The 23,941-nt window shown below is 67.5% G+C and carries 20 protein-coding genes; 11 read left to right on the top strand and 9 right to left on the bottom strand.

The features are described from left to right. Nucleotide 1: 1 nt before the first annotated feature. From ACIREE_RS21580 to eccE, 4 genes are all read right to left on the bottom strand, one after another. A complete protein-coding gene (locus tag ACIREE_RS21580; RefSeq protein WP_404154392.1) occupies nucleotides 2–1,891 on the bottom strand; it encodes an ABC transporter substrate-binding protein in 1,890 nt (629 codons plus the stop codon). A gap of 287 nt (nucleotides 1,892–2,178) precedes the next feature. Further along, the gene (locus ACIREE_RS21575; protein ID WP_404154389.1) at nucleotides 2,179–4,875 is read right to left on the bottom strand and encodes an SCO5717 family growth-regulating ATPase; all 2,697 of its coding nucleotides are present in this window, start codon (nucleotides 4,873–4,875) and stop codon (nucleotides 2,179–2,181) included. A 359-nt stretch (nucleotides 4,876–5,234) separates the two neighbouring features. Continuing rightward, the gene (locus tag ACIREE_RS21570; protein WP_404154387.1) at nucleotides 5,235–5,972 is read right to left on the bottom strand and encodes a hypothetical protein; all 738 of its coding nucleotides are present in this window, start codon (nucleotides 5,970–5,972) and stop codon (nucleotides 5,235–5,237) included. After that, entirely contained in the window at nucleotides 5,972–7,375 is a 1,404-nt protein-coding gene (gene eccE / locus ACIREE_RS21565) for a type VII secretion protein EccE (RefSeq protein WP_404154385.1), read from the bottom strand. Before eccE ends, ACIREE_RS21570 begins: the two co-directional genes overlap by 1 nt. A 261-nt stretch (nucleotides 7,376–7,636) precedes the next feature. Here eccE and eccB point away from each other — a divergent pair, with 261 nt between their 5' ends. From eccB to ACIREE_RS21540, 5 genes are all read left to right on the top strand, one after another. Further along, nucleotides 7,637–9,166 carry a type VII secretion protein EccB gene (gene eccB, locus ACIREE_RS21560; protein ID WP_404154382.1) on the top strand — a complete coding sequence of 510 codons (1,530 nt, stop codon included), beginning with the start codon at nucleotides 7,637–7,639 and terminating at the stop codon, nucleotides 9,164–9,166. Nucleotides 9,167–9,235: 69 nt separating this feature from the next. Then, nucleotides 9,236–10,504, top strand: a complete 1,269-nt coding sequence (mycP, locus tag ACIREE_RS21555) for a type VII secretion-associated serine protease mycosin (protein WP_404154380.1) — start codon at nucleotides 9,236–9,238, stop codon at nucleotides 10,502–10,504. Between the two features lie 340 nt (nucleotides 10,505–10,844). Continuing rightward, nucleotides 10,845–11,150 (top strand): hypothetical protein, encoded by a 306-nt coding sequence (locus ACIREE_RS21550; RefSeq protein ID WP_404154377.1) that lies wholly within the window; start codon nucleotides 10,845–10,847, stop codon nucleotides 11,148–11,150. 19 nt (nucleotides 11,151–11,169) lie between these two features. Next, nucleotides 11,170–12,456 (top strand): putative T7SS-secreted protein, encoded by a 1,287-nt coding sequence (locus ACIREE_RS21545; protein WP_404154374.1) that lies wholly within the window; start codon nucleotides 11,170–11,172, stop codon nucleotides 12,454–12,456. Between the two features lie 35 nt (nucleotides 12,457–12,491). After that, nucleotides 12,492–13,007 (top strand): hypothetical protein, encoded by a 516-nt coding sequence (locus tag ACIREE_RS21540; RefSeq protein WP_404154371.1) that lies wholly within the window; start codon nucleotides 12,492–12,494, stop codon nucleotides 13,005–13,007. A 78-nt stretch (nucleotides 13,008–13,085) separates the two neighbouring features. On the opposite strand, the gene ACIREE_RS21535 is transcribed toward ACIREE_RS21540, so the two are convergent. Both ACIREE_RS21535 and ACIREE_RS21530 read right to left on the bottom strand, forming a co-directional pair. After that, the gene (locus tag ACIREE_RS21535; protein WP_404154368.1) at nucleotides 13,086–13,802 is read right to left on the bottom strand and encodes a hypothetical protein; all 717 of its coding nucleotides are present in this window, start codon (nucleotides 13,800–13,802) and stop codon (nucleotides 13,086–13,088) included. Nucleotides 13,803–13,918: 116 nt separating this feature from the next. Further along, nucleotides 13,919–14,797 (bottom strand): hypothetical protein, encoded by an 879-nt coding sequence (locus ACIREE_RS21530; RefSeq protein ID WP_404154366.1) that lies wholly within the window; start codon nucleotides 14,795–14,797, stop codon nucleotides 13,919–13,921. Between the two features lie 248 nt (nucleotides 14,798–15,045). Between ACIREE_RS21530 and ACIREE_RS21525 the strand changes: the two genes are divergently transcribed. Next, on the top strand, nucleotides 15,046–15,399 hold the full coding sequence (locus ACIREE_RS21525; RefSeq protein WP_404154363.1) for a DUF4333 domain-containing protein: 354 nt from the start codon (nucleotides 15,046–15,048) through the stop codon (nucleotides 15,397–15,399). Between the two features lie 274 nt (nucleotides 15,400–15,673). On the opposite strand, the gene ACIREE_RS21520 is transcribed toward ACIREE_RS21525, so the two are convergent. The 3 genes from ACIREE_RS21520 to ACIREE_RS21510 form a co-directional block, all read right to left on the bottom strand. Next, nucleotides 15,674–16,213 carry a hypothetical protein gene (locus ACIREE_RS21520; protein ID WP_404154360.1) on the bottom strand — a complete coding sequence of 180 codons (540 nt, stop codon included), beginning with the start codon at nucleotides 16,211–16,213 and terminating at the stop codon, nucleotides 15,674–15,676. Between the two features lie 86 nt (nucleotides 16,214–16,299). Beyond that, entirely contained in the window at nucleotides 16,300–18,582 is a 2,283-nt protein-coding gene (locus ACIREE_RS21515) for a hypothetical protein (protein WP_404154357.1), read from the bottom strand. A gap of 44 nt (nucleotides 18,583–18,626) precedes the next feature. Next, nucleotides 18,627–19,130: a hypothetical protein gene (locus tag ACIREE_RS21510; RefSeq protein WP_404154354.1), complete on the bottom strand. Its 504-nt coding sequence runs from the start codon at nucleotides 19,128–19,130 to the stop codon at nucleotides 18,627–18,629. Nucleotides 19,131–19,587: 457 nt separating this feature from the next. Between ACIREE_RS21510 and ACIREE_RS21505 the strand changes: the two genes are divergently transcribed. The 5 genes from ACIREE_RS21505 (at nucleotide 19,588) to ACIREE_RS21485 (ending at nucleotide 23,940) form a co-directional block, all read left to right on the top strand. Next, nucleotides 19,588–20,034: a hypothetical protein gene (locus tag ACIREE_RS21505; protein WP_404154352.1), complete on the top strand. Its 447-nt coding sequence runs from the start codon at nucleotides 19,588–19,590 to the stop codon at nucleotides 20,032–20,034. 2 nt (nucleotides 20,035–20,036) lie between these two features. Then, nucleotides 20,037–21,809, top strand: coding sequence for a hypothetical protein (locus tag ACIREE_RS21500; RefSeq protein WP_404154349.1), 1,773 nt, complete (start codon nucleotides 20,037–20,039; stop codon nucleotides 21,807–21,809). 90 nt (nucleotides 21,810–21,899) lie between these two features. Further along, the gene (locus ACIREE_RS21495; RefSeq protein ID WP_404155131.1) at nucleotides 21,900–23,117 is read left to right on the top strand and encodes a S8 family serine peptidase; all 1,218 of its coding nucleotides are present in this window, start codon (nucleotides 21,900–21,902) and stop codon (nucleotides 23,115–23,117) included. A 123-nt stretch (nucleotides 23,118–23,240) separates the two neighbouring features. Continuing rightward, the gene (locus tag ACIREE_RS21490) at nucleotides 23,241–23,576 is read left to right on the top strand and encodes a WXG100 family type VII secretion target (RefSeq protein ID WP_404154347.1); all 336 of its coding nucleotides are present in this window, start codon (nucleotides 23,241–23,243) and stop codon (nucleotides 23,574–23,576) included. 64 nt (nucleotides 23,577–23,640) lie between these two features. Beyond that, a complete protein-coding gene (locus ACIREE_RS21485; protein WP_404154345.1) occupies nucleotides 23,641–23,940 on the top strand; it encodes a WXG100 family type VII secretion target in 300 nt (99 codons plus the stop codon). Nucleotide 23,941 lies beyond the last annotated feature (1 nt).

The raw sequence follows: 23,941 nt of genomic DNA, 5'->3' as shown, positions 1-23,941 counted from the left end.
ACTACTCGCGGTCGTCCGCCGTGGTCCTTCGCCGCATGACGAAGAAGACGCCGCCGCCGCCGATGACGAGAAGCGCGGCGATGACGATCCCGACCACGGCGCCGGTGGAGCGCCCGGACGAGTCCGAGTCGCTGCTCGACGCGGCGGCGGGCTCGGCCGACCACCAGCTCCAGTACCCGTCCTGGCCGTAGATGTTGCCGGCCGCGGTGGGCATCGTCTGGATGGACTTGATCTGGTCCGTGCGGTACGCCTCGACCGCGTTCGGGTACGCCATGACATTCATGTACCCGGAGTCGTACAGCCACGACTCCATCTGCTTGACGTAACCGGCGCGCTTGGCCGGGTCGTATTCGGCGAGCTGCTTGTTGTAGAGCTCGTCGTACGTCTTGTCGCAGATGCCGTTGTCGGTCGCCGCGGTCTCCCGGGCCTTGGTGGGCAGCGCGGCGCAGGTGTGGATGCCGAGGACGAAGTCCGGGTCCGGGTTGACCGACCAGCCGTCGAAGGCGAGGTCGTACTCACCCGCGTACCAGGGCACGGAGACGTCGTCGACGCAGTTGAGCTTCAGGCCGACGCCGATCTTGCCCCACCACTCCTTCAGGTACTTGCCGACCGCCTTATCGTTCGGGTCGGTCGCGTGGCACAGCATGCGGAAGTCGAGCGGCTTGCCGTCCTTGCCGACGCGCTTGCCGTTCTTGAGCGGGTAGCCCGCCTGGTCGAGCATCTTGCCCGCGTCCGTCGCGTCGTACGAGAGCTTCTGGCTGTCCGACGGCTGCCAGAAGTACTCGGAGAAGCGCGGCGGGATGTACCCGGCACCCTGCACGGCGTGGCCCTGGAAGACCTTGTCGACGATGGTCTTGGTGTCGACCGCGCGGAACAGCGCCTGACGCACCTTCTGGTCGAGGAGCGCCTTGTTGCCGTCGCCGAACTTCTTGCCGTCCTTGGTCTGCCAGCCCGGATTCACCGCGATCGCGTAGAAGCGACGGCCCGGACCCTCATTGACCTTGATGTTCTTCTCGCCCTTGAGCGACGCCGCCTGCGCGGGCGTCAGCGCGGGGGAGCCGGCGACGAAGGAGACCTCGCCCTTGCGCAGGGCCGCGACCGCCGCGTCCTGGTCCTTGTACGTCTTGAAGACGATCTCGTCGAACTGCGGCGTCTTCGACTTGCGCCAGAAGCTCTTGTTGACCTTCAGCTTCACGTACTGGTCGGTCTTGTACTCGGTCAGCGTGAAGGGGCCGTTGCCGACGATCGGGAACTTCTCGTCGTTGTTGAACTTCGAGTAGTCCTTGACGTCCTTCCAGATGTGCTCGGGCACGATCGGGACGTCGAGCGCGGTCATCGTCGCCTGCGGCTTCTTCAGCTGGACGACCAGCTGGGTGTCGCTGGGCGCCGTGACCTTCTTGAAGTTGCTGACGAACGAGCCGTTGGCGGTGGCCGCGCCCTCGTCGGTCATCATCTTGTTGAACGTGAAGGCCGCGTCCTTGGCGGTCGCCTTCTGGCCGTCCGACCACTTCGAGTTCGACCGAATGGTGTACGTCCACGTCAACTTGTCGGCTGACGGCTTCCACGCGGTGGCGAAGCCCGGGACGACATGGTTGTCCTTGGGGTCGTAGTTCGTCAGGAACTCGTTCGTCAGGCGGAGGATGCTCGTACTGAGCAGACGCTGTGCCAGGAACGGGCTCAGCGAGTCGACGCTCTGCGCGACGGCCACCGTGAGGGTCTTCTTACCGCTGTCGGCCTTGGCCTGCGCCTGCTGCGGGGCCGGGTTCAGCGGCGTGGCCAGGCCCGCCGTCAGGGTGAAGGCGGCGGCACCGGCCGCCAGGAAGAGCCGCACGCCGCGGCGCCCGGGGCGGGCCGTTCTGTGGTGCTTGTCTTGCTGAGCCTGTGTATCCATCGGTCGGGGACCTCACGCATCGCTCGCACAGCCCGGCTGGACTCTGAGTTTTCAGGTGGAATGAAGTGTTGGTCTACCAGCGGCAGTTGACGCACGTCAACGGCAGGTGAACCCCATGTGGCCTGCGGAAATAACGAGTTGACCCGCATTTCACGCCCATTGGTCGAGACCTCTGTCGCTTTGCAGGCCAGCGCGTGGCGCCGGATCGCCCATAACGCGGCGATACGCTCCTGAACACACGAAAGGCCCGCACCGTCCAATGGTGCGGGCCTTTCGGGGAGTTGCCCCTACTGCTGAGGCGGCTGTTGCTGCCAACCCGGGGGCGGCCCCGGCTGCTGAGGTGCTGCCTGAGGGGCCGGTTGTGCCTCCTGCTGACCGGGCTGCTGGTGGGACCCCGGCGGAGGCGGCGGCACCTGCCAGCCGGGCTGCGGACCCGGCTGCTGCGGCTGCGCGGGCGGCGGCGGACCCTGCGGCGGGTACGGGGCGGGCGGCTGCTGCTGGTCCGGGTACGGCTGCTGGCCCGGGTAGGGCTGCTGACCGGGGTAGGGCTGCTGTCCCGGGTACTGCTGGTGGCCGGGGACCGGCGGGGCCATGGTGGGCGGCGGGTTGCCGTCCGAGGTCCACAGGCCCTGCTGCTGCTGGGCGCGCGAGAAGTCCTCCGCGACCATCGCGGAGAGGTTGAAGTACGCCTCCCGCACCTTCGGCCGCATCATGTCGAGGTCGACCTCGGCGCCCGCCGACAGGTGCTCGTCGAACGGGACCACGACGACACCGCGGCAGCGCGTCTCGAAGTGGCTGACGATGTCCTCCACCTTGATCATCTTGCCGGTCTCGCGGACTCCGGAGATGACCGTGATGGAGCGCGAGACGAGGTCGGCGTAGCCGTGCGCGGACAGCCAGTCCAAGGTCGTACTGGCACTGCTCGCGCCGTCCACGGACGGCGTGGAGATGATGATCAACTGGTCGGCCAGGTCCAGGACGCCGCGCATCGCGGAGTAGAGCAGGCCCGTACCCGAGTCGGTCAGGATGATCGGGTACTGCTTGCCGAGCACGTCGATGGCGCTGCGGTAGTCCTCGTCGTTGAACGTCGTCGAGACCGCGGGGTCCACGTCGTTCGCGATGATCTCCAGGCCGGACGGCGCCTGCGAGGTGAACCGCCGGATGTCCATGTACGAGTGCAGATGCGGGATCGACTGCACCAGGTCACGGATGGTCGCGCCGGTCTCGCGGCGCACGCGGCGGCCGAGCGTGCCCGCGTCCGGGTTGGCGTCGATCGCGAGGATCTTGTCCTGCCGCTCGGTCGCGAGGGTGGAGCCGAGCGCCGTGGTCGTCGTCGTCTTGCCGACGCCGCCCTTGAGGCTGATCACGGCGATCCGGTAGCAGGACAGGACCGGCGTGCGGATCAGCTCCAACTTCCGCTGCCGCTCGGCCTCTTCCTTCTTGCCGCCGAGCTTGAAGCGCGCGTTGCCACCGCCGGGGCGGGTGCTCTTCGCCTTCTGCCGCTTGTTGTTGAGCAGCCGGTCGGCCGACAGCTCCACGGCCGCCGTGTAGCCGAGCGGGGCGCCGCCGACGTTCGTGGGCTGACGCTGGTCGTGCTGCACCGGCTGCGGCCAGGCGGCACCGGTGCGCGGGTCCGTCGGGGCGTGCTGCTGCGGAGCGGCGTACGGGGGCTGGGGGGCCGGAGGCTGCGGTCCCGGCTGGCCCGACTGGGGCTGCTGCGGGGGGAAGCCGTAGCCCGGCTGCTGCGGGGGCTGTGCCTGCTGCGGGGGCTGGGGCTGCGGGTAGCCCGGCATCGGGGGCTGCGGTTGCTGCTGCTGCGGTGGGACCTGGGCCGGGGGCTGCGGCTGGGGCTGTGCCTGTTGCGGGGGGAAGCCGTAACCGGGCTGCGGGGCAGGGGCGTTGGGTGCCGGATGGCCCTGGACCGGGGGCTGCGGCTGTGCTTGCGCGGGCGGCTGCGGGAAGCCGTAGCCGCCCTGCGCCGGCTGCTGCGGGAAGCCGTAGCCGCCCTGCGGCGGGGTCTGCTGAGGCGCGGGCGGAGCCGGCGGTGCGGGCGCCGCGGCAGCGGGCTGCGCGGGCCAGGCAGGCGGCGCGGCGGGGGGCTGCTGCGCCGGGGCGGGCTCGGTCCACTGCGGCGCGGCGGGCGGTGCGGCAGGCTGGAACGCCGGCGGCAGCGGCGGGACACCGCCGTCCGGCGCGGGCGGGGGAGTCCAGGCCGCGGGGGGCGCGTGCGGTACGTCGCCGGGGGCCGCGGGTGCGGCTTCGGGGGTCGGGGTCGGGGCGGCGGCAGCGGTGGGCTCCGCCTCGCCCTCCGCGTCAGGCTCCGTAACGGCGGCGGTGGCGGCGTCCGGAGTCTCCTCGTCCGCCTCCCGGCCCGCCTCCCGCTGGGCGTCCTCGCTCGTCGCGGCGTCCGTGCTGTCCGTGGCGTCCGCGGAGACCGGCGCGAAGTCGGTATCGGTCGAGGCCCCGGTCGAGGGCTCGGTGGACCGGACCGGCTCTGCGGCGTTCTCGCCGGAGGTGCCGTGCGTGTCCACCCAGGACCGCGGCGACTCATCGGGCGCGGTACCGGCGCCGGCGCCTGACGAGGCGGCGGCGTCGGGGCTCTGCGCGTCAGGGGTGTTCTGCTGCTCGCCGAGGGCGGCCAGCTCCGCGAACTCCCGCTTCAGCGAGGCCGCGGAGAACTTCATGGTCGCGCCGCTCTCCAAGTCCCCGTTCCCGGAACCGGAGTCCGGCGCGGGGGCGACAGGTGCGGGGGCGACCGGGCCCGGGGCGGCAGGGGCCGGAGGAACGGGCGCCGGGGCCGGCGGCACCGGAGGCGCGGGCGGCTCGGGCGCGGCACCGGACGCCGACGCGTTCTGCGTGTACCAGGCCGGCGGGGCGTAGTCGATGGTGAACTCGCCCGTCATCTCGACACTGGACTCCGCGTCGGACTGATCATCGACGGGTGAATCCCAGCCCCCGCGGATATCGTCCCGATCGCTGTTCACAATGCCTCCTGGTGTGGTCGAGCACCCTCGTGCCGTGCTGGGGGCCGACCGTTCCTGTCGATCCGCCGGGCTGACCCCTGGCCCCCTGACGTACGCGGCACCCGCACACGAGTGCTCACAACACGTCCTGCCCCAGCCTAATCACGAAAACCACATGCATGGCAGGCCCGTCCACCCCGTCGCGGTGTCCGCTGCGTCACGTAGGGCCCGACAGCGCTCGGGCGCACCGCGGACGTACACCAAAACGTGACGAACGAGCACCGCTCAACGCCGACAAATGTCCGAATCATACGGATAGGGGCTGGAGTTCGCCGGTCGCGGGCCGCGACACCGGGACGCCGGCGCCACGCGCCGCCGACTCAGTCCATCCGCCGGGCGGTTCCCAACAATCCGGTCTCGGCGTCCGTCGCCTGCGTCATCACGTACTGCCGGTCGCGGTCGGTGCACCACAGGGTCACGCCGTCGGCGAGCGTCGGCAGCGACTCGTACTCACCGCGCGGCAGCCCTATCACGCGCCCGATCTCGGTCGCCTCGTCCGGTGACACCCGCTGCACGCCCACCAGCCGGGCCTGTCGCATCAGGCGCGGCGCGACCGGGCTCAAGTACGGCAGCAGCGTCAGCACGGACTGCCAGGGCGCGGAGGCCACCCGTCCGCGCGGGGGCCGCATGCCGCAGTCACGGATGACGAGCACGGGGCCGCCGGCGGAGGCGCCCTGCGGCGGCACGCGCCCCACGTCGTGCACGGTCATCCCCGACTGACCGCCGCCGACCGCCTGTACGAGCTGCGCCCACGCCTGCGCGCGGCCCGTCTCCACGGCCACCCGCGCACCCGTCGCGGCCGCCCGCAGCGCGAGCACCTGCGCCGTCCACAGGCCGCCGATGAGCACGATGTCGTACGGCGTCGGGCGGTTGACGCCCATCACCGCGGGCTGCCCCTCGGCATCCACGCCGACGACCACACCGTCGTCCCCTATGGGCAGCGCCAGACTGTCGAGCTGCTCGGGGGAGAGGGAGTGCCGCTGGTGGCGCGGGCCGAGCAGCCCGAACCCCGTCCGCAGGCGCTCACCGAGATCGGGAAGCTGACTGGTCGTGGCCATCAGCGGGCACCTCCGAGCGGCAAAGTGGCGAGTACACCGGGCAGTTGCTCACGGTCGAGCCGGACGAGCCCGGTGCGCACCTGGCGCGCGGCCCGCTCCAGATCGCGCCGGGCGGTGGTCAGCTCGCTGTCGCTGCGCCCCGTGATCCGCATGTGTCCGGCCATCGTGACGTCCTGCTGGTCGCCCTTGGCCAGCGTCAGACTGAACGTCGTAGCGAGCGCGGGCACCGTCGTCAGCTGGGCGACGAGCTGCGGCAACGTCGCACCGCCCGCGCCCAGTTGGGGCCAACGGCGCACCCAGTACGTGGTGTGCCGCCGGTTGTCGCAGCGCCAGCTGCGCCCGGACTCCTCGGTGCGCCGCTGCGGCGCCTCGCTCCGTCCGGCCTGCGCGGTCACCATCGGGTTGGCGCACGCGGAGGTGGCGACCGCGGAGATCAGCTCTTCCTCGGTGAGCACGCTCGCCCGGAACCCGGCGCCGCGCAGCCGGCTGGACAGGTGCTCGGCGACGCGCGCCAGGCACTTCTGCGCGCCGATCACGCCACCGCCACGGGCGGCCACGGCCTCCGGGCACAGCTCGGGGTCGAGCTTCAGCGCGATCCATGTGATGCGCACCGCCGGCGACCCGGTCTGCGCCTGCAAAGGCGCGTAGTTGCTCACGGCCACCGACTGCTGCGGCAGGTGCAGCGCGGGGGCGGGCTGCGTGTGCAGCACGATCTGCGCCGACTCCAGTCGGATGCCGTCCACTTCGAGGGCGTCCCGTACAAGGCCGACCGGCAGCGGCCTGCGGCTTCGCTCGGCGCGCAGTGCGGTGGCGTCCGATTCGATCTGCAGCACGGCGGTCAGGAAGCCGCCGTCCCCGACCATGCCGACAGGACGCTGGTCGCGGTCGTCCCCGCGGTTGTGGCTGTACGTCCGCAGGCTCGGGTCGCACTCGACGGCAGGCGCGAGACCGGGCTCGGTCCCCGGCGGCACCGGTGTGCCCGCCGCGGTGCGCCGCCGGGCCCGCATCGCGAGCACGGTGCCCAGCCACTCCGGCAGGGAGCGCCCCCGGCGGCGTACGAGAGCGAGCACCAGCAGAACGGCGGCGACGGCGCCGGTCGCCATCATCGCGGCCGTCCCGGCCACCCAGCCGCACACCACGAGGGCGGCGGCCGCCTCGATCATCACGAGTCGCTGCGCGCGGAACGAACCGCCGCGGCCGGAGCGCGACTTCAAATGCGGTGTCACGGCCCCGCGGTACGGCGCCTGGAACCCGGTACCCGAACGGGAGTCGCGCGAGTTCTGTGCAGGAATGTGCGACATCTGTGAAGGAGAAGGGGAGCCCTGTGGCGAACCCTGTCCAGAACGGTCACCCGATCGTGACCTCGATTGCGACCGCGATCGAGCCCGCGTTGCGGAAGCCATCACTCCAAACCCCCCGAACTCTCCCGAAATCCCATGCGCAAAGGCTCCTCGAAAAGGCCCGGCGGGCCCCTTGGAAGGGCTCAGCACCCTACCCGTGCCACACGCGCAACGTCGTAACAGGCATAGTAGGGGCCGGGTCTGACAGCCACGGCAGCCGCACGACAGTCGATCGGCGGCCCGAGGCACGCACAGTCGACACCGGTCGACCGAAGTCGGGGGAACGCGCCCCCACGGCTCCGCACGGGGAGAGAGCGGACACAGATGGCATCACGGCGGGACGAACTCAACGCCTATACCTTCGCGAAGCGACGCACTCTTGCCTCCTTCGTACAGCCCTCTCCGTCGGGTTCGGAGGAAGGGGCACCCAGGCCGCTGCGCGCGGTACTGCCCGGCACGATCATGGGCGTGGTGATCCTCGCGGTCTTCGGCGGGATCGGGATGTTCAAGCCGACAGCGCCGCAGGGCTGGGACAAGACGGCGACGAACGTCATCGTCGCGAGCGACTCGACCACCCGTTACGTGGTCCTGACGACGGGCAAGCAGAAGCAGCTCCACCCGGTCCTGAACATGGCATCGGCCAAGCTGCTCCTCAACGACTACACCGACAAGGTCGTCACCGTCGACGAGGGCGTCCTCGACAACGGCAAGCTCTCGCACGGGGCCACCCTCGGCATCCCCTACGCCCCCGATCGCCTCCCGACCGCCGATGAGGCCAAGGCCGCCAAGCGCTGGATGGTGTGCGAGCGCCCCAGCGACGGCGGCCGGGCCATCCAGAAGGCGGCGTTCGTCTTCGCCAAGAAGGACTGGAAGAAGACCGAGGGCCGCAACCGGCTCAGTGGCGGCCAGCTGATGTACGTGGCCGACTCGGTCACGAAGAAGCAGTACGTCGTCGACGCCAAGGGCACCGCGTACCCGATCGCCGACCCCGAGCAGGTGGGCGTGCTCCGCGCGCTCGACACCCGCAACCGGGCCCCGCAGCGGGTCTCGTCGGAGTGGCTCAAGACGCTGCACCAGGGCACTCCCGTCTCCATCCCGACCGTCCCCGGCCAGGCCGGACAGACGGCCAACGCCGTCGCGGGCAGTGGCAACGCGCAGTACGACAAGGTCGGCACGGTCCTCAAGTCCCTCGACGGCACGAAGACGCAGTACTACGTCGTGCTCCAGGGCAAGGTCGCGCGCATCTCCGAGTTCACCTCGCGGCTCCTGCTCAACAGCGAGCAGCTCGTCGACGTCAACTCCTCCGTCAAGGCACAGCAGGTGAACCCTGCCGCGGTCGACTCCAGCGTCCCGTTCGAGGGCGAGGGCGCCGCCTGGCCCACGCTCCAGCCGGAGACCGTGAACGACGGCACGAGCGCGACCAGCGGCCGCAACACCGCCTGCAACGTCCTGCGCACCGTCGGCACCGGCGGCACGACGCTCTCCACCTGGGTCGGCACCGACTTCCCCAAAGAACTGCCGTCCGGCTCCTCCAGCGCGTACGTCACGCCGGGCTCCGGCCAGGTCTTCCGCCAGATCCAGGGCACGGCGACCAAGACGGGCCAGATCTTCCTCGTCACCGACACCGGCCTGCGCTATGCACTGCAGTCCAACGGCGACAGCATCTCCAGCGACACGAGCGTCGGCACCTCCGCCAAGAAGCGCAAGGAGCTGGAGAACGAAACGAAGATCACGCAGAAGCTGCTCGGCTACGACCAGGTGACGGCGCAGCCGGTCCCCATGACCTGGTCCACGTTCCTGCCCACCGGGCCGCGCCTGTCCCAGCCGGACGCGGGTCAGCCGCAGGGTTCGTAAGCGGCGACCGGGCGCAATGGGAACGGGAGGGGCCACCAACTGATGCCGAGTACAAAGAACGTGAAGCACATGAGGCGTTTGAAGCGTGTCCTGCGGCGCCCCGGCGCACTGGTCGCGGCCACGGCACTGACGGCTTCCGTGTCGGTGCTCGCGCTGCCGGCGGCGCCGGCGGTGGCGGACAGCGGGGAGTGCACGTTCGGCGGGAAGGACTACAAGGGGCGCCCGTGGTCGCTGCAGCGCGTCAACCTCGACGAGCTGTGGGCGAGCGCGACGGGCAAGGGCATCCGGGTCGCGGTGATCGACACCGGGGTGGACACGAAGAACCCCCAACTCGCCGACGCGGTCGAGGTGTCGGCGGGCAAGAACTTCCTTCCGCCCAAGGACGACAAGGGCGAGAAGATCGCGGACCGCGGCAACGAACACGGCACGACGGACACGGTCGGCCACGGCACACGCGTGGCCGGCATCATCGCCGCCCGCAAGGACGAGAAGAACACGGGTTTCGTGGGCCTCGCCCCCGACGCCACGATCATCCCCATCAAGCAGAACGACGCCGAGGGCCACGGCGATTCGAACAAGCTGGCCGACGCGATCAACTACGCGGTGAACAACGCGCACGCCGACGTCATCAACATCTCCCAGGACACGGAGAAGGCGCTGGCCGCCAACTCCGCCCTGGCGCTGGCCGTCGAGAACGCCCTGCAGAAGAAGGTGGTCGTGGTCGCCTCGGCGGGCAACGACGGCCTGGGCGGCAACCAGAAGGCCACCTACCCCGCCTCCTACAAGGGAGTCCTGGCGGTCGCGGCCTCGGACCGCAACAACGAGCGGGCCACCTTCTCCCAGTCCGGCGACTTCGTCGGTGTGGCGGCCCCCGGCGTCGACATGATCTCCACCGTCCCCAAGGGCGGCCACTGCTCGGACAACGGCACGAGCTTCTCGGCCCCGTACGTGGCAGGCGTGGCCGCGCTCCTCAAGCAGCACCACAGGGACTGGACGGCGCAGCAGATCGTCGCCCAGATCGAGGAGACGGCGGAACGCTCCATCCCCGGCCATGACAACCGGGTGGGCTGGGGTGTCGTCGACCCGGTCAGGGCGGTCACCGAGATCGCCGACCCCAAGAACCCGATCGAGTCCCCCGAGCCCGACAAGGCAGTCACCAACGTCGAACCCCCCGACCTCGCAGCCGTCCACTTCGGCGAAACCGCCGACGAACGCAACTCCCGCCTGGGCACCTACTCCGCGGTCGGCGCGGTAGTGGTGGTCCTGGGTCTCGCGGGCGCGGCGGTGGCGGTACGGGACGCGCGACGCAGGCGGGGCGGCAGGGAGCGCGGCGCATGACGGCGGAAGCCGGAACTCGCTACCCCGCGGCTGCACATGGTCGTGCGAGCCGACCGTGGCGATACCCGAATCACCGAGCGTCCGACGGCGAGTAGCGCCACGAGGCAGAGGACGGGGCCGTGGATATGTTCTGCGGCTTCTTTCTGGCACATCCATGGGAATAGATGTTCCGTCCCGCCGTCGATGTGTCGCTCAAGGTGTGAGGGCGCTTCGCGTACAACTCGCAGACTCTGTGAAGGAATTGCCCGCGTTCGAAGGGGTCACTTCTCGAGTGCGATCCGAAGTACTCCCGGCCGGTAGGGTTTGCCTCCGCATTACCGTGAAGGAAATGGAGGGGGCAGTGACAACCGACCTTGGAGTAGGGCCGGGGACGCTGAAGAAGGGCGCGGGGGACATCCTTGAGATCCTCACGCCGGTCAAGAAGGTGGACCTTGAGGACTCGTCCAAGGCGGGCGACGACCTCGGCGACGACGATGCGGCCAAGGCTCTCACGGCATTCTGCGCGACGTGGGAGATGGGGGCCGGTTTCCTGAACGACTGCGCGGCGACGCTCGCGCAGGGGCTGAACTCCGCGAACAAGGATTTCGACGCGACGGATCAGGCGATCCGTGATGCGGTCGATTCGGTGAAGACGGACCTGGGTTAGAGGCGGGGTACAGGGATCCATGGGCGGAAACAGGCTGGGATGGACGGACGATCCCAAGGACCTTGTTCCGGGTGACGCCGGCAAGCTCGGCGGGGTCGTCACCACCTTCAACGGCTGGTCGACCAAGTTCGAGGCGATCGGGGACGGTCTGCGCGACCTCAAGGTCCCGGGGTGGACCGGTCAGGCCAGCGACGTCTTCTGGCCCACGCTGAGCAAAGAGAAGAAGGATTGGTACCTCGCCGCGGACGCGATGTCGGACGCCGCGAAGGCCGTCACTTCGTACTCCTCGACACTGAGCTGGGCGCAGCAGCAGGCGCGGACAGCGATCCACAAGTGGGACAAGGGTGAGCACGACGCGGCGGAAGAGGTCCTGGAGGCTGCGAAGAAGCAGCTCAAGACCGCGGCCGAGAAGCTGACCAAGGCGCTCGGCAATCTGGCGGGCGACGCGAAGGACAGCCCCAAGTGGCTTGCGGAAGCCAAGGATTACGTCGACGCGAGGCAGTGGGCCGCTGAGCACGGGACGCTCAAGACCTCGCAGACCCGGTGGACCTGGGCGAACGAGAAGTGGCGGACCAGGGCCGACGGCACGGAGCAAAATACACGCAAGGTCTGGGGCAAGGACGAGAACGGCAACTGGTTCATCAAGGACCAGACCGTCGACCCGACCGCTCCACCGCAGTCCAACAAGCCCGGTGTGAACGTCAAGCTCGCCGAATGGCAGGGCAGCGCCGACGCCTGGTCGCTGGGAACTTCCGGTGACGGCAAGGTCGGCGTCTTCGACGTGAAGGGCAACGCGGGCATCTCCACGCTCGGCGTGAGCGCGGGTGCCGGCGCCGGCTTCGTCGACGGGCAGCTCCAGGCGAACGCCTCGGGCAGCGCGTACCTGGCGCAGGCCTCGGCCACCGGTAGTGCGGAGTACGGCATCGTCGCCGGCCAGGCCGAGGGCAAGGCCTTCGTGGGAGCTGACGTCTCGACGAACCTGGGCGTGGGCAAGGACGGGTTGCACGCCGGAGCGGAGGCGTTCGCCGGGGCCAAGGCCACCGGGTCGGTCTCGGCCGACGTCGGTGGTGTCGGCGCGGGTGCAAGCGGCGAGGCATGGGCAGGCGTGGGTGCGTCCGCCAGCGCCGACCTGGGCATGAAGGACGGCAAGTTCACCATTGGTGGTGACCTTGGTGTCGGCCTTGGTGTCGGCGGCAAGGTGTCGGTCGACATCACTGTCGATCCCGGCAAGGTGGTCGACACGGCGGAGGACGCGGTCGATGCCGTGGGCGATGCCTGGGACAGCACGGTCGGCGGCTGGTTCTAGCCTGAGTCGACGTTCACCGAAGGATTGGAACCACCATGGCGACGACGTTGCCGATCAAGATCTCCTTTTCGCTGCCCGACGGGTGGCAGGCGGCGCCGCCGGACGAGGTGGGGGCTCCGGGTGTCGCGTTCGTAGCGCTCCACCGTGCCTCCGTGGATGGCGGATTCACCGCGAACATCACCATCGCCGGCGAAATGCGCAACGACGGTGCCAGCCTGTCGCAGATCGCCGATGAATCAGTGCCCCGACTGTCGCAGGGCGGGACCGTCCGGGTCCTGAAGAAGGCTGAAGTGGGGACACCGGACATCCCCGGTCTGACCGATTCACCCGGCATCGTCCAGAACCTGACTCTCTCGACCACTCTGCGGGGGGAGCCCGTGGAGCTGTGTCAGAGCCAGGTGTACCTCGGCATGGAGGACGTGAAGAACCCCGCCAAGCGCGCGCTCATCGAACTCGTCCTCACCGCCAAGCAGAGCCAACTCCAAGAAGTGATCGAGGACTTCAAGGCGTTTCTGCGAACGGTGCGCCCGGCCGAGGAGACGTCGGACTGAAACGTGTGGAGCGCCGAAGTGCCCCTTGCCTCCACTGCGGCAAGGGGCACTCGTCTGTGGGCCTTCGTCTGTGTCCGTTCAGGCAGCGCTCCATGCCTGGGCCGGAATGCGGTCCAGCGCATCGCACAGAAAGTTCAGCTTTTCGTCGGCGGCATCCGAGGACAAGGTGCCCCGGTACCAGGTGCACAACTCGTTCTTGCGGAACTGGAGCGGGGACGACGGAGCCCGTGAGTCCGTCAGCATGAAGGGCACCACGGTGTCGCCCAGCACGTTCCGCACGAACTCTTCGTCGTCGGTGACGACCCGGAATTTCTCGTCGAATTCCGGCACGCCGAGTTCCGTCCTGGCCCTGCGGTCGAGAACGGCGTCGAGTTTGCTCGGCAGCAAAACGTCCACGGTCGGCGCGAAGCCGGGCGCGGTGACGATGAAAACCGAGTCGACGATGACCGTCTTCGCGTCTCCGGGTTGACTCGTCGCGGAGCCGCTGACTTGACGGTGCTCGAAGAATACGAAGGACCGCCCGCGGAACTCGCCTGTTGTGTAGTGATGGGCGCCCAGGTTCGACCCTGACCCCGGCATTGGCCTCGTCCCGCAGTACTGATCGATTCGCCCGTATACGTGGGGTGTGTACGTCCACCCTTTTTCCGGGGCGATCCGGGCCAGTTGCGTGTATGCCTCAGTGATCTGTTTGTTCTTCTTGCGTCCGTGCCTGGACAGCATGAAGACGAGGACGAAGATCCCCGCAATGAAGGCGAAGATGAGCACATTCACCAGAATCTCAACCAGTTGATTCATGCCCCCACAGTATGGTGCGCATCGCTATGGCGTGAACTCGGTCCGGAACGATAGCTTCCGCCCCCAGGGACTGCCCATCGGGATGGCCCCATCGGACCCGCCCAACCTCCCGATACCTAACCCAGGTTGCTCAGGAGCAGGGCGATCGGCGCGCCGACCGCTCCGCCCAGGAAACCGATGCCTGCGATGACCAGAACCAGCTTCGTCCCCAGGGACTGTCCCTTCCACAGCCCGGGCTTGGGCGCCGCGTCGGCCGCGGCGGGTGCGGCCGACGACCGAGGATCGGACGACCAGGCGTGAGCGGGCACCCGGTCGAGCACGTCACACGTGTACGTCAGCTTCTCTTGGATGACCTTCGGCGACAGGGCGCCCGTGTACCAGGTGAAGAGCTCGTCGTCGCGGAGCTGCAGCGGAGATTCCTTCGCCTGTGGGGCGGCGAGAAGAAAGGGCACCAAGTCCGCGCTCAGCACCTGCCGGGCAAAGCTCTCGTCCGCCACAACAACCCGGAACTTCTCGTCGAATTCCGGCACGCCCAGCTCCATCTTGGCCCGCGCGTCGAAGAAGCCGTCCATCCGACCGGCGCGTCGCAGCTCCAGGTCCGGCCCCGCACCTGGAGCCGTGACGACGAAGACGGTCGCCACCGTGATCTGTCGCTGGCCGGTCTGCGTAGTCGGTGAGAGCGGGTCGGTGTAGTGGTATTCGAAGCACTTGAAGGAACGGCCGCGGAACTCACCGGTCATGTAGTGCCAAGTGCGCAAATTCGAACCACGCCCGGGAAGAGGACCGACCCCGCAGTACTGATCGATCTGTCCGTAGGTGCGCCTTTCGTACGTCCATCCGCGCTCTCGGGCGAATCCGGCCAGTTGTGCCCGTCCTTCACTGGTCCGCCTGTTCGCACGGTTCGTGCGGACGAACATCGTGATGACAAGAGCGAACATTCCTACGACGAAACCGAAGAAGAGCACCTTCGCCAGGATCTCTACGAGCGTGTTCATGGCTCGAGAGTAGAGGGGATATCGCTGAGACCGTGATCGCGGTTGCGAAGTGAAGATCGTTCGCTGATATGGCGAAGACCCTATGGAACGTTACGGCTTGACCGTTTTAATACGAATTATACCGAGTGTGGTCTCTCTGAGCGCCATATGCTGAGCATGCTCCGAAGGCGACCGTGTACGTCTCCGCGCCACCTCGTATCCACGCCTGTCTGATCTCTGTCTGCCTGAACATCTGGAACGGAACCACCATGCGCAAGTCCCGTCTCTCCGCCGCAACGTGGACCCTCTCGGTCGCAGCCGCGGGAGTCCTGCTCATCGGCTGCTCGGGCTCGGTCAGCGTCGGCGACACCGACCCCAAGGTGTCCAAGGAGAAGCTGTCCGACACGGTCGCGGAGCAGCTCGCCAAGTCGACGGGCCAGCCCAAGCCGGACATCACCTGCCCCAAGGATCTCGTGGGCAAGGTCGGCAACACCGCGCGTTGCACGCTCACGGCTAGCGACGGCAGCACCCTCGGCGTGACGGTCAAGGTGTCCAAGGTCGACGGCAAGAACGTCGACTTCGACATCAAGGCCGATGACACGCCTTCGCCGGCTGCGAGCTGACGGCCGGAACCTCGCCGAGTCCTGCGCCGACACGCGTCTGCCGTCTGCCGTGGGACCGACCCTGATGCCGCTGTCTTCGCCCAGGGCTGGAGGGTCTGAGCTCGGACGGTCGTGGAACCGATCAGGGGCGCCCGGGCCGACACCCGAGCCCTCCGGAAAACCCCGCAACACCTTGCCGACGCCTGAGTGACGACGACCCACTGTGCGAGATGGCGGCGAGGTTCATCGCCTGTCCCGCCCGGGGCGAAGCGGCGAACAGACAGAAGGTCCGTCTTCAGAGTTTGGCGCAGGCATCCGTCCCGGCCACCGTATCCGCGTAGGCGCGGATAAAAGCCAGCATGTCCTTCTCCCCGGCAGGGTGCGTGGTGCGCGCGGTGACCCACAGAGAGCGCCCGGCCTCGGCCGACGCGGAGCACTCCACCCGCCCGACCGCGCCCGTCTTCGCATAGACGAACCGGCCGTTGTCCGCAACGGAGTCCGTGGGCTCGACGCCCAACGCGGACTTGGCCGCGTCCTGTGCCGAAACATCGGAAGAACGCTTCTCCACGCTGCTGGAGAACGCCGTCTCGCCATCGACCTGGAGGCGGCATCGTTCGACGTTCACGGCAGAGGTCGGCTGGGCGGAGATCTTCTTGCCCGTCGGGAGCAGTGGTTTCAAGGAGCCGCTCGACACTTTCGTGCCGCACAGGCTGTCCGGGACCGTGTACGCGCGCTCGGGCGGCGAGGAGGAACACGCGGTGACTGACCAGGACAGCAGCACCGCACCGAGCGCAAGGACGGTCAGGCGGCCCCACCGGGGCGGAATGCGATCCATGTCTTCTTCATGCCGTTCATGTGAGCTGGGATGGGTGGGGGATGGGGTCAGGGTCTCCGCGCGGCGACCCTCACCCCAGGGCGGGGTCAGTCGGGGATCTCCGTGTCGAGATCCTTGGCCATCGCGTGGATATCGGTGTTCGCGTCGTTGAACCCCGTGGCCGTTCCTTCGCTCACCCAGGTGTCGATCTGGTCGCCGTAGCTCGCGTGATGAGCCTTGGCTGCCTCGTTCGCGGCCGAGTAGTTCACGTTGGTGGTGGTGTCCTTGATGGTTTCCCAGCGCGTCGCGATGTCGTGACCGGCCTCCGACCGGTACTCCCCCTGTTCGTCCTTGAAGAACCCTTCCAGAACCGCGGACGTGACCGTGCCTGCCACACCGCCCACCCCCGCACCCACCACGGGGGAGGCGATGAAACTCGTACCGATGCCGACACCGGTCCCCACAATGCCGGAGATGACGTTCTTCTTCTGGTTGACGGCGTAGTCGAAGTCGCCGTCCTTCTCGTTCGCCGGGCCGAGTACCGCTTCCTGGCGACCCTGGGCCAACAGGCCGTTGAACTCACCGGATTTGCGCGAAAGACTGGTGATCGTGTCCTTCGCGTCGTGCGGGTAGCGCTGGTCCTCCGGCAGGTCCGGGTTGAGGTGGTAATCCATGAGGCTGGCTGTGTAGGCCTTCTCGCCGACGTTGAGCGCGGCGTAGCCCTCGGGGTTCTGGCTCGCCGTGACGAGGAATCGAGCGACCGCGTTGTGGTCGAGCTTCGCGTCCTCGCCGGCCAGCGGGTAGAGCTTGTTCCAGCTCGACGTGTCGCCGTCGCCCACCTTGGGGCCGTCGGCCATCGCCCGGTGGATATCCGGGAGATACTCGGCGCCGATCTGGCCGACGCTGTCCGACATGTAGTCGTTGTCCTTGAGGCGGCCTGGGTCCTCTGAGATCGAGTTGACCAGATCCCGCATGAGACCTGCCTGGTCGGCGGTGTGCGCGGGAGTGTCCGCCGTGGGGAGCTCGCCCGCGGGGTGACCGGTCGTGGCCGCTTCCAGGGCCAGAGCCATATTGTTCTGCCCGGTGTGCAGAGCGTCACCGTGCAGGTCGGTCTCCTCGGGCCACTTCCGGTCCTCGAAGAGATACTTGAAGTTGCTGACGGCTTCCTTGTGGTCGTCGTCTTTGGGCAGGTACTCCTCGTTGAAGAAGTCGGTCGCCGCGTCCGGGGAGTTGGACAGACCCTTGAGGTAACCGGTGAGCGGGTCGGCGCCGCTGTCGTCGCCGATGCGGTTGAGCCAGGGCATGTTCATCCCGCGCGTCCAGATGCGGTTGTCGACCTCGCCGTCTCGCGTGATCTTGCGCTCGGTCTCCATGAGCTTGGTGCCGTAGCTCTTGAGGAAGTCGTCGTCGTAGTCGCCCGTCCGCATCAGGTTGCTCATGACCTGGAAGCCGGTGGGACCGAGGCTGTTGGGGCCGACCGGCTGATCGCCCAACTTGATCATGTTGCCCTTCCAGCTGGTCATGTCGCCCGAGTCGCTCCGGGTGGCCGTGGCGAGCGTCATGCCGAGGTTGCGCTGGAGGTCGTCGAGCTTGTCGAGGCGTTCGCGGCCGACGTTCGGGTTCACGTGCGGGTCGTTGATTCCCTCCCAGAACTCGAGGGTCTTCTTCGGCCCGAGCTGGGTGGCGAACCGTTCGGCGAACAGCGGGTCGTCCTTGTACTTCTCCAGACCGGCGTTGATCTTGTCGAAGTCGGCGGGCGTGAGGTCTTTGGGATTCTTCGCCGCGATCTTCGCGAGATCCTCGGCGGCCTTCACGGCGTCCGCCGCGGAGTCGCGATCCTTGTAGTTGGCGTCGGAGAAGCCCATCTGTGACTGATCGGCGATCGCGGTCAGGACCTTGCTGGCCGAATTGTCGCTCTCCGAGGCCTTGCTGAGGATCCCCTGCACCTCGTCGCGCAGCGCGGTGACGTCGCTCTCGCTGTGCTCCGGAACGGTGGTCCCCTTGGCCGCCCTGTCCGGATGGATGTTCATGGTGACCGTGAAGCCGCCGTCGCCGGTGCTGGTCACGGTGAGGTTCTTCTTGAGCCCGCGGTCGATGGCGGAGTCAAGATCCTTCTTGTACTGCTTCAGCTCGTCCCGGGTGTCGCTCAGGATGTTGTGAACGGTCGTGGCCTGCGTGTGGGCATCCGTGAACTCGCCGGCCGTCTTGCCGATGAACTCCTTGGACACTTGGGCGTTGACTCCCGCCCAGTTGGCCTTGTTCGCCGCGGCGTGCAACCCGTCCTCGGCGTCCTTCTTCAGGTCCGCGAGGTGGCGTACGAGAAGGTCCCAGTCGGAGACGGCGTCGTCGAGCGTCTTGAAGTTGGCGAACCGCAGCGCTTCGAGATCCATGAATCTTCGTTACTCCTTTTTGTCTCTGATGCCTCTGCGCTTCGCTACTTCTTCTTCGGTTCGTAAACCGGGTTCTTCTCGCCGGGCCCGCCGACCCGTTCGTCGAATCCCGCGTCCAGCGCATCGATGCTGCTCATCTGTCGCTGGATGTAGGCGTCGTCGCCCGCGTGCACCTTCTTGGTGACCTGCATGTGGTTCGAAATTTGCGCACAGGCGTCCATCAGCGACTTCAGCTGCTCGTCCCACCGGTTGGACACATGCTTGAGGCCGCTGCCCAGTGCGAACCCTTGCCCCGACAGATCGCCGGCCGCTGTGTCGCTACTTGGGATGGACACGCGTGCCTTGTCCCACAGCTGGTTGTAGAGCGTGTGCGCATGGCCGCCGATCTTGGCCAGGTCCGCGTTCTCCACGTGGAGGTCCCCGGTTTTGCCCGGCAACGCCGATGCACCCCCCTCGCCGCCTCCGCCGTCGAGCTGGTTCAACTGCATATGAGTCGACTGCCGTCCGGCGGCGTCCGCTTTGAGCTGCTCCCACTCATCCCATGCCATGGGCGATCCTTCCCCCGCGTAACAAGAGCCGTGACGCCACAGCTGGACGCCTTGATTCCGGGTCAAGTTAGCAACTGGTCAAAAAATGCCAGGCCGGAGCCTGAATCGCTCCAGTCCCGAATGTGGATGTTCGGTGGAGGATCTTTTACCAGCTCTGCTCGTTCGTCGGATTCATCCGTACGGGGACGATTCGTGCGACGCAGCTTGGTGCAGGGGTGATGTGGTGCCGGAGGGTGCGACGGGGAGGATTATTCCGGTTCGCCCCGGAAGGTGTGGCTCTTGATGCAGTCTCGTAACGGAGTTAACGCAGAAGCTCGGTTGGAGTGGATGTACAGGGTGACTACAGTGGTAAGAGCGTTGTAAGGCATCGCGGCATCGCGATTGCGACAACGAGCGAGCAGATGCACGGTGGGGCTCGGCTGAGCCGGGCGTACGGGGAAACGGGGAGGAAGGCGTCGTGCTTCCAGCAGACATGGTGGGGGGACCTTCGGCGGCCAGAGCTGCCAACCTGGAGGTGACCAATGAGGCGCTGACCACGTTTCAGAAGCGGGTCGACGCGGTGCTCCGGGATCTGGACTCCTCGGCGGGCAGTCCCACGAAGGTGAGTGCGCAGAGCATCAACAAGGCTTCTCTGCACAACGCGGGGGCACGCGCCTTCCCTGAGGCGGAGGACCTGTTCACGGCCTACAACGCGGTGCACACGAACCTTGTCACGCTCTCCAAGACGTTGAGCCTGCAGATCGAGGCGATCGGTATCGCTGTGCAGGGTGCTCACCGTGGCTTCGGCAACCTTGAAGAAGAGCAGCGGCAGCGGTTCTGGGCGATCCAGACCGAGATCTCCGAGTTCCAGGCTGACGGCAAGGGCACCAAGCACGACAACGAGACGAAGCGGGCTGGGTTCTGACCATGACTGGACACAACCACGAGGCGGACCGGGAACGGGTCCAGCAGCAGAACCAGTTCACAGACTTCGCCCACGACGTAGAGGACAACAACACCGGCGGCGGCTGGTTCAACGGCGTACTGCACGCCGCTGTCGGATTCACCCCGGCGGGCCAGGCACTCGGCGAACGCGAGTCCGACTTCGAGTCCCCGGGCATCGACCTCAACACGATGCTCGACATGGTTGCGCAGACGAACCCGGCGGACCTCGAGTCGTCCGGCACCGCCCTGTGGAACGCGCGTGACGCGATCAAGAAGGCCGCATCCGAACTCGACGGGCACGTCACCAGGGTCCACTGGGTCGGTAAGTCCGGAGACAGCTTCCGCGGCTTCGGCAGGGACCTGGTCGCATACGGAGAGCAGCTCAGCACGTTCGCGGGTAGCGCCGGCGACCAACTCTCCTCGGCATCGATGGGGTTGGCGTCCGTCCGCGGTGCCATGCCGGAGCGCGACACGCGTCCGGCAGACCAGCAGAAGATGCAGCCGAAGGACTACCCGGCGCACAAGCAGGTGGACAGCAACGCCGAATACGCGGCGGCGGTCAAGGTTGAGAAGAACCGCCAAGAGGCGATCAACCAGATGAACCGGTTGTCCTCCTACTACGTCGTGTCCACGAAGCAGTTGACCGCGCTGAACGCCCAACCGCCGAAGCTTGGGGCAATGCCGGATGTAGGGGTGCCGAAGCCGACGGGTGCCGTCATCGACGGCAGTCAGCGTCAGAGGAGCGGCGGTTCCGGGGGCGGTAGTGGCGCATCCTCGGTGACAGGCAGCGGGGACGCAGGTGCCGATGGTCGCACTTACGTCGATGAACACAGGGCCGACGCAACGCCGCCCCGTACGGACGTCACTGGCACTATCACCTCCCCGGACCGCCCTGTCGGTACGGAGATCAACAGCGTCGGTACGCTTCCGTCGCCCCCCACGACCTCGCCGACGACCGGACCTTCCCCGGTCTCCGGACCGAACCCCACGGGGCCTTCGCCCACCGGATTCAGCAACGGGTACGTCCCCCCGATGACGGGCGGCACGACCGGCCGCAACATGGGTTCGGCCGGGTCACGCGCCCCGTTCTCGTCGCAGGGGCGGCCCGGAGGGGCGCCCGGCACGAACGAGTCGGGCACGGCTCGCTCCGCGGGGCGTGGCGGCGCCGGCGAGATGGGCAGGGCGGGCTCGACTGCCAAGTCCGGTGGCCCTGCTGGGAAGACATCGCCTGTATCGGGACGAGGCATCACGGGCGGGTCTCCGCGGGCTACCGGGGGACAGACGCCCCGCACGGCCGGCGGGACAGGTGCCGGTCGCTCGAACGGTGTGGTGGGCGGTCGCCCCACGGCTGCGCGCACCGGACAGAGCGGTTCGCGCATCCCTCGTGGCTCGGTGATGGGTGCTGAGGGAACCGCGGGGAACGGCCGGTCGACGACGGGTCGTGTAGGACAGCGAGGCGTCTTCGGTGGACCCGGCTCTGCCGCCAAGCAGGCGGGCCCCAACGCAGCTGGGACGAGGAGCGGTGCCCCATCACGCGAGTCGGTGACCGGCAACCCCGCCTCGCGCGGCTCCGCAGCGCGGGCCGAGCGGAACGGGATGACACGTGGCGGCTCCGGCCTGGTGCGCGGCCCGGGTAACAACGGTGAGCCGCGCGAGGAAGAGACAGAGGTGTCGGAGCGTCCCGACTACGTCGTCGAGGACGTGAACACACATTTGCCTGCCGACCGGCGCGACGTGCCGCCGGTCGTCAACTGAAGCCGAGCGAGGACTGAAAGCACCATGAAGTCAGCTACCAGCCGACGAACCGATCGTTCCGCGCCGCTCAAGGTCCGCAGTGGCAGACGTGTGCGCGCGGTAGGGGCGGTTGTCGGTGTCCTGGCAGCCGTGAGTGTGGGGTTCGCGCCGGGCGCTGCGGCGTATGACGCACAGTCCAAGCAGTGGTACCTGGACGCGATGCAGGCCGACCAGATGTGGAAGGTCAGCACGGGCAAGGGCGTCAAGGTTGCTGTGATCGACTCAGGCGTGAACGCGCAGACGCCGTCACTGAAGGGGCAGGTCCTCACAGGGGAAGTGCCCAAATCGGTCTCGTACCACGCCACTCAGGACTACACAGGTCACGGCACGACGATCTCGGAGCTCATCGCGGGAACGGGCGCCGGCGGCGGCTTGAAGGGTCTTGCGCCTGGGGCGAAGATCGTGCCGTACCGCATCAAGCTCACCGGCCTTGAGGGGAAAGCGGAGCTCGCCAAGACACCAGAGCCTGCCGCGGCGATCAGGGCCGCAGCGGACTCGGACGCCAAGATCCTGAACATGTCCTTCGGTTCGGCCACGATCGACCCCGACCAGGAAGCCGCGCTCAAATACGCGACGTCCAAAGGCAAGCTGTTGATGGTGGGTGTCGGCAACGAGGGCGAGTCTTCGGGGCACATCAGCTACCCGGCGGCGTATCCCTACGCGGTCGGCGTGTCCGCGGTCGACGAGACCGGCACGGTGGGGAAGTTTGCCTCGAACGGTAACTATGTTGACCTGGCAGCCCCCGGCCAGAACATTCCCAGGTGGTGCGATCAGAATTTCCGGTCGTACTGCGACGAAGGGCAGGGCACGAGCCAGGCGACAGCTGTCGCCTCCGGCGCCGCCGCCCTCGTCTGGTCCGCCCACCCCGACTGGACGGCGAACCAGGTCCTGCGTTCGTTGATCGACACGGCGAGCCGTACGTGGAAGAAGGACGACCCGAGCAAGTACCTGGGCTACGGAACTGTCCGCCCTCGCAAGGTGCTTGAGGACGCTGACTACAACGCTGGTTCGGCGAAGTCGGATCCGCTCGCCAAGGAGAACGGCGGCGCGGCGAAGCCCGCCACCGAGACGGAGACCAAGCCCTCCGCCTCTGCATCAGGCTCGTCACAGCCCTCGCAAAAGGCTTCAGATGTCCCGGCCGAAGCGGCAGGATCGGAAGCGAAGTCGTCAAGTGGCAGCAACACGTTGTGGATTGTGCTTGGTGCTGTCGCCGCAGTGATCGTGATCGGCGGCGGGGGATTCGCTGTGATGAGGTCGCGGCGCAGCTGACAAGACTTTCAACCGTGGGTTCCCTGCGTTTCTTGGGCGGACCACGGGGGAGCGGCTCAGCCTCATGAGGGGCGGAGTCGGAGTAATGGATCAAGAGGCAGACCGAAGAAGGGCAGGAGCAGCATGGCAACGCCACAGCAGAAGCTCGAAGATCAGCAAGTAATCAAGCTTGAGAAGCAGATGTCGGAGAAGTACGACGGCATCCGGCAGCGTGTGCACAGCCTGCAGGGCGTTATCGACGGCCTTGAGGGCAAGTGGCAGGGCATCGGTCGCGCCGAGTTCGACAAGAAGCAGCTTGAGATCAACACCTCGCTGCAGAACATCGGCAAGATCCTGGCGGATGTCATCGACTCGATGAACAAGACGCGCAACATCAAGGACAGCACTGAGGACGACGTGCGTTCCTCGGTGGCCAAGATCTCCGCCACGGACGGCGCGTCTTCGCTGAGCACCTTCTGACGCGTCAGCGCATTGAAGGCATCAGAAGTCAGACCACACACAGGATCCAGCGAGGTAAACGCAGATGGTCAGTAACGGCGATGGCCTGCTCGTAACGTACGACGGGCTCGATCAGGCAGCGACCCAGATCGGCAACGACGCGAAGACGCTCGAGGCCGACCTGGCGGAGCTCAAGCAGCTTGTAGTCAAGAGCCGTGAGTACTGGGCGGGCTCCGCTCAGGACACCTTCGGCACCAAGCTGCAGAAGTGGGACAAGGAAGCTGCCGACATTCACGCGGCGCTGCAGAGCATCGGCCACGTTGTGGGTACCTCCGGCGGTACCTACATGGACGGCGACAAGAAGGCTGCCAGCTACTTCCAGTAGT

Source organism: Streptomyces sp. NPDC102467, from assembly GCF_044765445.1.
GTDB lineage: Bacteria > Actinomycetota > Actinomycetes > Streptomycetales > Streptomycetaceae > Streptomyces.
The sequence above is the reverse complement of the archived record's forward strand: the minus strand, read 5'-3'. Positions and strand labels throughout refer to the sequence as shown.

What these genes read in the sequence shown, in the direction of transcription:
- ACIREE_RS21570 (WP_404154387.1), bottom strand. Translation starts at nt 5,972, where the DNA reads ATGGCCACGACCAGTCAGCTTCCCGATCTCGGTGAGCGCCTGCGGACG.
- eccB (WP_404154382.1), top strand. Translation starts at nt 7,637, where the DNA reads ATGGCATCACGGCGGGACGAACTCAACGCCTATACCTTCGCGAAGCGA.
- ACIREE_RS21485 (WP_404154345.1), top strand. Translation starts at nt 23,641, where the DNA reads ATGGTCAGTAACGGCGATGGCCTGCTCGTAACGTACGACGGGCTCGAT.
- ACIREE_RS21530 (WP_404154366.1), bottom strand. Translation starts at nt 14,797, where the DNA reads ATGAACACGCTCGTAGAGATCCTGGCGAAGGTGCTCTTCTTCGGTTTC.
- ACIREE_RS21515 (WP_404154357.1), bottom strand. Translation starts at nt 18,582, where the DNA reads ATGGATCTCGAAGCGCTGCGGTTCGCCAACTTCAAGACGCTCGACGAC.
- ACIREE_RS21490 (WP_404154347.1), top strand. Translation starts at nt 23,241, where the DNA reads ATGGCAACGCCACAGCAGAAGCTCGAAGATCAGCAAGTAATCAAGCTT.
- ACIREE_RS21535 (WP_404154368.1), bottom strand. Translation starts at nt 13,802, where the DNA reads ATGAATCAACTGGTTGAGATTCTGGTGAATGTGCTCATCTTCGCCTTC.
- ACIREE_RS21510 (WP_404154354.1), bottom strand. Translation starts at nt 19,130, where the DNA reads ATGGCATGGGATGAGTGGGAGCAGCTCAAAGCGGACGCCGCCGGACGG.
- ACIREE_RS21500 (WP_404154349.1), top strand. Translation starts at nt 20,037, where the DNA reads ATGACTGGACACAACCACGAGGCGGACCGGGAACGGGTCCAGCAGCAG.
- mycP (WP_404154380.1), top strand. Translation starts at nt 9,236, where the DNA reads ATGAGGCGTTTGAAGCGTGTCCTGCGGCGCCCCGGCGCACTGGTCGCG.
- ACIREE_RS21520 (WP_404154360.1), bottom strand. Translation starts at nt 16,213, where the DNA reads ATGGATCGCATTCCGCCCCGGTGGGGCCGCCTGACCGTCCTTGCGCTC.
- ACIREE_RS21540 (WP_404154371.1), top strand. Translation starts at nt 12,492, where the DNA reads ATGGCGACGACGTTGCCGATCAAGATCTCCTTTTCGCTGCCCGACGGG.
- ACIREE_RS21580 (WP_404154392.1), bottom strand. Translation starts at nt 1,891, where the DNA reads ATGGATACACAGGCTCAGCAAGACAAGCACCACAGAACGGCCCGCCCC.
- ACIREE_RS21525 (WP_404154363.1), top strand. Translation starts at nt 15,046, where the DNA reads ATGCGCAAGTCCCGTCTCTCCGCCGCAACGTGGACCCTCTCGGTCGCA.
- ACIREE_RS21545 (WP_404154374.1), top strand. Translation starts at nt 11,170, where the DNA reads ATGGGCGGAAACAGGCTGGGATGGACGGACGATCCCAAGGACCTTGTT.
- eccE (WP_404154385.1), bottom strand. Translation starts at nt 7,375, where the DNA reads ATGGCTTCCGCAACGCGGGCTCGATCGCGGTCGCAATCGAGGTCACGA.